The following is a 7,946-nucleotide window of genomic DNA, read 5'->3' on the forward strand; positions in this document are numbered from 1 at the left end:
TTCCAAATTACCCATGACCGATTACCCATTACCCATTTTCGATTTGGCGAACAACGGTTAATGCTGAGTACGAGACGCCAGCGGTGCCTTCACCGGGGTGGGTGGAGTCGCCTACTAACCACAAGTCCTTGATCGGGGTGCGATTGGCAAATCCAAATGGGCCAAATGTAGAAACTCGCTGACCAATCCCTCCTACAATACCTTGGTCGCGCGCGGTATACCGGGCAAACGTGCGCGGGGTAGCAGCTTCTACGTGAATGATGGTTTCTGGGGTGAGGTGGAAATATTGGCAGAGACGCGCCAGCGCTTCTTCCGTAAATTCACGCTTCAATTTGTCATAATCCGCACATTGCGACCAAATCTGCGTATCCGTAAACGAAGACGCGGTAATCGTTGCTTTCCCTTCCCTTGCGCGACCATCTCCAGGATGGCTAACCGAAACAAACAGCGAGTTATTTTCCCCTATCGGGCCATCGTAGTCATAAAGAAATTGCAGGTGAGGCGGACATCCAGACGGAATCGCACTCTCATCGACTCCCAAATAAACGACAAAAGCACCACTAGCGGGTGGTAACTTTTCTACTCGGTGTTTGTAACCACTCAGAAGGATTTTGGATTTTGGCTCGTTCCCTTCCTGCCTGGGAACGCCGATTTTCGATGGAATTGTTCCGCCTGCTTCTAATAGCTGGATTAAATTTTGCACAGTTACATTTGCTACAACATGGTCGGCGGTTTCTGTCCAAACTTCTCCGGTTTTTTGGTTGCGGATGCGGACGCCCGTAGCTTTGCCATTTTCGGTGTTGATAGCTTCCACGGTGTGGCGCATGAGAAGTTTACCACCATCGCGTTCGAGGGATTGTACTAGGCGATCGCTCAACACCTGCATACTATCCTGGAGGTGATACAACCCCTGGGGTGCTTGAGATACACCCAAAGCAGTCGCAGCATAAAGTAGCGCCGTTTCTTGGGCGTTTACCTGGGAATAAAGCTTTAACTGTAAATCTAAAAACGTTCTCAGGCGTTGATTATCTCCCAATCCATACAACCGCAATGCATCGCCCACGGTTAAAAATGTAAAAGGCAGCGTTAAAGTTGTATCGGGACGCACGGCTTTAATTAACTGCCAAAAATCCCATAAATTGCGCGGCGGTAAAACCGGGTCGCGAGATTGAAACGCCCAACTATATTTAAATAAATTCGCCAATAACTGCCAAAAAGGCTCGCTTCCGGGAAATTGTCGCTGCCGTTCTTGTTTCCACTTCTCCCCGTCGCGCCAGACGTTGATTGGTTCTGTTGCCCCTGGTAGAAAGACAGCACAAGCGGGATCGCAAGGCGTCGCGGCGGGTATATCTATCTCTAGTTCGGAAAAAATGCGGTGATGAATTCCACCTGGTTCTAGTCCTGCTACCTGAGTTGCGCCTACATCGAAGGTAAATCCCTTGCGTTTAAACGTCGAAGCGCATCCACCCGGCACTAAGGCTTGGTCTAAGATTAAAACTTGGTAGCCGCGATGGGCAAGCAGCGCCCCCGCCGTTAAACCACCAATCCCCGCCCCAATAACGACTACACGCGATTTGCCGTTGCTGTTTGACATAGCCGCTTCTTTTACATTTCTTAATAATTTTCATCATAAATTAAATTATCCTGTGGGGTGGTTGGGCGTAAGTTGATTGTATTCGATCCGGCGCAGGAGGAAATTACCCAATGGAAAAATTAGACTATCGGCAGTTAATTAAGGAGTTACTAAAGGAACATTCATTCCAGCAAGCCAAAAACGATCCATCTGAAACACAACTGATTTTTGATCTAGAAAGCGATCGCTACCTACTTGTATACTTGGGATGGGATGGCGAGAAGCGGATCTACGCCTGTCCGATTCATATTGATATTAAAGATGAAAAAATCTGGATTCAGCGCGACTTTACAGAAGCAGGTATTGCTCAGCAGTTAGTTGAGCGAGGAGTACCAAAATCAGATATTGTTTTAGGCTTTCGTTCGCCGTTTGTCAGGCAGTTTAGTGGATTTGCTGTTGCTTAGCTCTCCACACTGCGCCTTTTTGCGTCTACGCTACTGGAACAACCTCCACCCTGACTTCCATACCTGCTTTTGCCAACATATTAATCAGTTTGTCTGCACTAAATCTACCAACCTCTCCATTCATCAAATTGCTAATGCAAGGTTGCGTTTCTCCGAAAAACGCTGCGGCTTGTTCCTGCGTCCATCCTTGAGACAGAATATATTTTCTCAAATCCAACATCAAATCTGCTCGGACTTTTAAAGATGCTGCTTCTGATGGAGTAAAGCCTAGATCTTCAAATATATTGTCACCAGCTTTAGTAACTTTTATTTCTTCATTCATTTTCTTCCCTCTTCTGCGCTTCGAGTCTATATTCCAACATCTGTTTATAGCGTTGCTGTCCAAGATTAATGTCTTTTTTAGAAGTTTTTTGTGTTTTCTTTTGAAAGGAGTGCAATACCTAGACAGCTTCGTCAAATCTAGCTACATAAAAAATCCGATAGGCATCTTCTGTGCGGATGCGAATTTCCTCAACACCTTGACCAACTATCGGCATTGGCTTGAAGTCTGATGGATGCTCACCTCGCTGTACTGCACGTAATTCATACCCAGCTCGCCGCCGCGCTGCTTCTGGAAAATTATAGATTGCCTCTTTGGAAGAGCCAACCCAATAAATTGGTTTATCTGCGATAACTTGATGACTTTAGTTTAATTATACTTGATTTGGTGCAAGCTAAACATACTTGCTATATTGAAGCAATTGTGACAATGGAAGCGTTCAAATGACTGGAAATTATCAGACTCCTGAAAGCTCAGATAGGCAGGAGCGATCGCTAAAAATTATGCCCTTGGGTGACTCGATTACAGACGGTTACTTTGTCCCTGGTGGATATCGAATCGAATTGTGGAATTCCTTGACAAAACAGGGATACAACATTGAGTTTGTCGGATCTGCTAACAACGGACCAGACTCTTTACCCAGTCGCAACCATGAGGGACACTCCGGGTGGCGCATCGACGAAATTCGCCAGGAAATTGCCAGTTGGTTGCCAAAATTTCAGCCAGACACGATTTTATTATTAATCGGTACCAACGATATTTGCCAGGGATATAAAATCGAAACAGCGAGCGATTATCTAGCTCGACTGGTGGGAGAGATTTTTAAATTTGCACCCAACGTACAGCTTTTTATCGCATCTATTCCCCCGATTGGAGAAGCGACTTTAAATCTACGGGCGAGTCTCTACAATCGGAAGATTGAGGAGTTAGTTCAGCGGAGACAGCAAGCTGGGGAAGCGATTCGTTTCGTTGATGTATATTACTTGCTAAATCTCAACGATCTCCCCGATGGCGTACATCCCAATCAAGAAGGATTTCGCAAAATTGCACTCGCTTGGGAGAAGGCAATAGTCGCTGCTAATTAATCCCTGCTTTATAGCGGATTGCACACGCATGAGGTACACCTTGGTTTGTGTAGCGGCACCCTTAAGGGTGCCGCTACACAAACCAAGCGATTTCGCTGTACCTTACGCGGCAGCAAGCCGCTGTAGTTGGCACACAAGAAACCCGGTTTTTCCAAAAAACCGGGTTTCTTGCTGACTGGCTATGCCAACCTTTCTGTTAATTGCTGTACAAATGTTTGATGCTCATCAGAATTCAAGCCAGCTTGCAATATAGTTTGTATTTGCTTAATTCTTTTACTTGCCGTTATCATCCACAAGCAAAGGATGCCCATCGGGATAAAGTAACTTAACCCTCCTGGCTAACTGAGCTTTCTCCTCTTCATAAAGGTCCTCTAATTGCTTAACCACATCCTCAGAAATTTCTAACTAGGCTGCGATTTTGCGTACAGATGCTTTTTCAGCTTCGTTGTATTCACTATCAGCAGCACAAGCTTGAATTGCAGTGTAAATTAAGGCTCTTCTTCCTTGGTTACTGAAAGGATGCCTTGAGATCACCTGCTCTACATCCTCATCTGCGGAGTAGTTTTTTAACTCTTCGATTAACTGTTCTGAAGCTCCCTTTGCTGCGGTTAAGCCAACCACCCAGTCTCTTTCAGGTTGTGACAGGACTCTATCTCCTTTAGCTGCTATGAGCAGTGCCTTGGCAAAATTTTCTATGACATCATCAGATGGCTGATGCTTGAAATTTAGCATATATCTGTAAACCCAATCACCTATAGTTTTACGGATTACGTCAGATGCCATTGATTTTCTCCTCGCTTTGATTTTTTGAGATGAATTATTACCAGTAATACAAGCTTTGCATACATGGCGCCAATATAGTAAACTAAAATTGTTACAGGTTGTTAAATATTAATTAATAAATGTAACAATAAGTAACGCAAGTTGCTAGTTATAAACAAGGGCGTTGCTAATGGCTAATTGCTAATTGCTAATATAGGATTTTTACTGAGATTAGCCATTAGCCTCGTTCCCAGGCTCCTGCCTGGGAACGCCATTAGCCGCTCCCAGAGAGATAACTAGCAACTTGAGTTAAGTAGCACCAAAGGTAGTTTATGAATGTATCTGCACAGGATTCATATCATCTCGGCTTCGACTACGTCGAACTTTGGGTTGGTAATGCGAAACAAGCCGCGAGCTTCTACAAAACTCGGCTTGGCTTCTCGCTATTCGCCTACCGAGGTCTTGAAACGGGGAGTCGTACGTGGACTTCTTACGCGCTGCGGCAAGGAGAGGTAACGCTGATTGTTTCCTCGGCGCTGCCACCTGGCAACGAGACATTCAACGCGCATCTCGCTCGCCACGGCGACGCCGTCAGGGACATCGCTTTCCGTGTCACCGAATGCGAATTGGTGTATGAACGGGCAATGGCAGCGGGGGCAGTGTCGGTTCATCCGCCGCAGGAGTATGTGGACGCCCATGGGCGCATCGTCCTCGCTACTATCAAGACCGTGGGCGATACCACCCACACGTTGATTGAGAGAAGTGGTGACGGTACGACTTTCCTACCGGGCTTTGTGGCAATCAACGATCCCGATCCGCTCGCTGGCAGACTGGCGAGCGTCGGCGGGCTTTCCCTGGACCATATTGGACTGAACATCCCCGAAGGAGACTTGCAACTTCTCGTTGAGTGGTATGAGCGCGTGCTTGGTTTCCGTAGGTTCTTCTACATCGACGACTCGATTGTTCATACGCAGTTTTCGGGGCTGAGGTCGGTCGTGATCGCCGATCCGAGCGAACGGATCAAGATGCCGCTGATTGAGCCTGCTTCCGGCCTTCGCAAGGGTCAGGTCGAAGAGTTCCTCGAATACCACGGAGGGTCGGGAGCGCAGCACTTCGCTGTACTCACAGACGACATCCTAGCCTCGTCGCAGGCTCTGCGTGAGCGCGGGGCTGAGACCCTCAAAGTGCCGTCGGGTTACTACCAGCGCCTGCACAAGTTGCTCGGTATGGCTGATATCAAACTCCAAGAGGATGTTGAAGTGCTTGCCGAGTACAATATCATGGTTGACTTTGACGAAAATGGCTATCTGCTCCAGATGTTCACCAAGCCCATGAGCGATCGTCCGACGGCGTTCTTCGAGTTCCTCCAAAGACGGACGTTCGACGGGTTCGGAGCAAACAACTTCCGTGCAATCTTCGAGGCAATTGAGCAGGAGCAGGAGCGGCGTGGTAATCTGCAATGAAGTACAAGCCGTTCTCAATTTATCCGTCGCCCCTGCAATCTTATTGACGATAGGATACTAACTCAAATTGCTAGTTATCTCTCTCCTTGCGGCTAATGGCTAATGGCTAATGGCTCAATCAGAAAAAATGCTAGATTAGCAATTAGCAATTAGCAATTAGCAATTAGCAATTAGCAATTAGCAATTAGCAATTAGCAATTAGCAATTAGCAATTAGCAATTAGCCATTAGCAATTAGCAATTAGCCATTAGCAATTAGCAATTATCAATTAGCAGCGCCCCATATTTATAACTAGCAACTTGCGTTACTAGCAATATCTTAAGTTGAACCAGCAGACGAAAAGAATCTTCCGCGAGTCTGACGCTGGGAAGCAGGCGTCAAGAGATATCTTTTCGCGTTAGCTCAAGACCTTGACCAATATCGATTTCAATTGAATCTAAGTCTGGTTTAGCGCGCACATATTCTTGGTAAGCCTTCATTATGGGGCGAAAATCAGGAGGAAAAGTGATGTTATCTGCAACGACAATCGCACCTGGAGCAAGCTTTTTATAAAAGAGGTCAAAGCAGGGAATGTAAAGCTATTTCCAGAGATCGAGCAAGACAAAATCCCATGGTCCTGGTAAATTCTCCAGTAACTTTACGGCATCACCAAGTTGGAAGTCTACAAAATCCTCTAAACCAGTCCTACGGATATTTTCCACCGCTTGTGCCTGTTTGGCGGCAACAGATTCGAGAGTGGTGACGCAACCACAATTTACCCGTGCTGCTTCAGCTAACCAAATTGTTGAATAGCCAACGCTAGTGCCAATTTCGAGAATGCGTTTGCCACCTTGGGTTTTGAGAAGCATATTCAAGAACTCTCCAGTTTTCCTGCCGACTGCAAGCATCATTTCATCTAGATACTTTCCTCGCTCTTGGGGACTGAGTACTTTGAGTTGGTTCTGTTCTGCCTCTAAGCAAGCATCAAATTCAGACAGCATATTAATTATTCGTAATTCTTTCATAAGCAATCAAAGATCGTTGGTTTAACTCTATCTTAATGTGCTTGCCTGTGGCGATCGCAATAGAAAACCCCATTCATAGCCTGACGGGGTGACAACTTTGACTCTTAACTAGACCTGACACAACACCTCATATCAAATCCGGTTGCATTGGAATGATCGGCCTTTCTTGGTAATTGCTAATTGCTAATTGCTAATTGGGAAAAAGCCCCTACAGGTCGTAATTCCGATGCAACCGGAAGCGATATCACTCAGTAAGCTGTTGACCTCACCCCTTCAGATTTTTGTTGGGATACTCAAATAATAGTGCCAAAGTAGACGGGCTGCGATCGCGCGCCAAGGACGCCATTTTTCGGCAATCTTTTCGAGTTCTTTAGGTGTGGGGCGCGTTGCTAAACTTTTGAGCTTTTGATAAGCAACAATTAATCCTAAATCACCTTTAGGAAAAACATCCGGACGTTGCAGCGACATCAGCAAGTAATTATCTACCGTCCAGTCACCAATCCCTTTGATTTGTTTTAGTTCTGTTCTAATGGTTGCTGCGTCTTCTAGTGCTAATTTATCCAAATCAATTTTTCCGTTGGTTATCGCCTGCGCTAGTCCCCGACAGTATGATATTTTTTGCCTACTCAATCCTGCCGCTTGTAGTTGTAGGTCATCATAAGTTAGTAAATTTTCTGGTGTCAGGGGTACGACTATATTTGATAATCGCTTAAAGATTGCTTTCGCAGAAGCAACTGACACTTGTTGTCCCACAATCGTTTCTATTAAACCTATAAATCCCGGTTCGCATTGCCAATTCGGCGGATATCCGAACTGTTCGACAATGCGGGCTAAATCGCGATCGCGGCTGGCAAGTTCGCCCACGCCGTGAGCAATTGTTTCTGGCGTGAGGGATGTAAATTCTGTCAACATAATCTGATTTTATAGCTATATTTTTGATTTTAATGCTGATGCTGATTCTCTACCCACTCTGCGATCGTCGATGCCCCACCCTCAAGGGTGGGGCTACACAAACTAAGCCTGCCTACGCAGGCTTTATTGAGCTTTATTTTCCGGCTTAAATGTGTTATAAATTCCGCCGATTTTAAAGTCTGCGTAGGCAGACTTTGTTTGTGTAGCCGCTAATTTTCTCCCCACTCTGCGATCGTGGATGCCCCACCCTCAAGGGTGGGGCTACACAAACTAAGCCTGCCTACGCAGGCTTTATTGAGCTTTATTTTCCGGCTTAAATGTGTTATAAATTCCGCCGATTTTAAAGTCTGCGTAGGCAGACTTT

General features: G+C 45.9%; 8 protein-coding genes and 1 pseudogene. 3 read left to right on the plus strand and 6 right to left on the minus strand.

Translation table 11 applies throughout. The features are described 5' to 3' along the window. Positions 1-28 precede the first annotated feature (28 nt). Positions 29-1,594 (minus strand): C-3',4' desaturase CrtD, encoded by a 1,566-nt coding sequence (crtD, locus tag MiSe_RS32945; RefSeq protein WP_226588069.1) that lies wholly within the window; start codon positions 1,592-1,594, stop codon positions 29-31. Between the two features lie 110 nt (positions 1,595-1,704). On the opposite strand from crtD, the gene MiSe_RS32950 reads away from it, so the two are divergent. Beyond that, positions 1,705-2,037 (plus strand): XisI protein, encoded by a 333-nt coding sequence (locus tag MiSe_RS32950; RefSeq protein WP_226588071.1) that lies wholly within the window; start codon positions 1,705-1,707, stop codon positions 2,035-2,037. A 25-nt stretch (positions 2,038-2,062) separates the two neighbouring features. Here the strand turns inward: MiSe_RS32950 and MiSe_RS32955 are convergent, their stop codons facing one another. Continuing rightward, entirely contained in the window at positions 2,063-2,359 is a 297-nt protein-coding gene (locus tag MiSe_RS32955; RefSeq protein ID WP_226588073.1) for a helix-turn-helix domain-containing protein, read from the minus strand. Next, positions 2,352-2,708 (minus strand): annotated as a pseudogene (locus tag MiSe_RS32960) (type II toxin-antitoxin system RelE/ParE family toxin). The gene MiSe_RS32955 and the pseudogene MiSe_RS32960 overlap by 8 nt, the downstream one beginning before the upstream one ends. A 91-nt stretch (positions 2,709-2,799) precedes the next feature. Here MiSe_RS32960 and MiSe_RS32965 point away from each other — a divergent pair. Next, positions 2,800-3,441, plus strand: a complete 642-nt coding sequence (locus MiSe_RS32965) for an SGNH/GDSL hydrolase family protein (protein WP_226588075.1) — start codon at positions 2,800-2,802, stop codon at positions 3,439-3,441. Positions 3,442-3,846: 405 nt separating this feature from the next. Here the strand turns inward: MiSe_RS32965 and MiSe_RS32970 are convergent, their stop codons facing one another. Further along, positions 3,847-4,224, minus strand: a complete 378-nt coding sequence (locus MiSe_RS32970) for a tellurite resistance TerB family protein (RefSeq protein ID WP_226588077.1) — start codon at positions 4,222-4,224, stop codon at positions 3,847-3,849. A gap of 311 nt (positions 4,225-4,535) precedes the next feature. Here MiSe_RS32970 and hppD point away from each other — a divergent pair, with 311 nt between their 5' ends. Beyond that, the gene (gene hppD / locus MiSe_RS32975; protein WP_226588079.1) at positions 4,536-5,666 is read left to right on the plus strand and encodes a 4-hydroxyphenylpyruvate dioxygenase; all 1,131 of its coding nucleotides are present in this window, start codon (positions 4,536-4,538) and stop codon (positions 5,664-5,666) included. Between the two features lie 578 nt (positions 5,667-6,244). Here the strand turns inward: hppD and MiSe_RS32980 are convergent. Both MiSe_RS32980 and MiSe_RS32985 read right to left on the minus strand, forming a co-directional pair. After that, complete coding sequence (locus MiSe_RS32980) at positions 6,245-6,670, minus strand: O-methyltransferase (protein ID WP_226588080.1); 426 nt, start codon at positions 6,668-6,670, stop codon at positions 6,245-6,247. A 273-nt stretch (positions 6,671-6,943) separates the two neighbouring features. Continuing rightward, the gene (locus tag MiSe_RS32985; protein WP_226588083.1) at positions 6,944-7,582 is read right to left on the minus strand and encodes a DNA-3-methyladenine glycosylase family protein; all 639 of its coding nucleotides are present in this window, start codon (positions 7,580-7,582) and stop codon (positions 6,944-6,946) included. Between the last annotated feature and the right edge of the window lie 364 nt (positions 7,583-7,946).

The organism is Microseira wollei NIES-4236 (assembly GCF_020521235.1).
In the GTDB taxonomy this organism is placed as follows: domain Bacteria; phylum Cyanobacteriota; class Cyanobacteriia; order Cyanobacteriales; family Aerosakkonemataceae; genus Microseira; species Microseira wollei.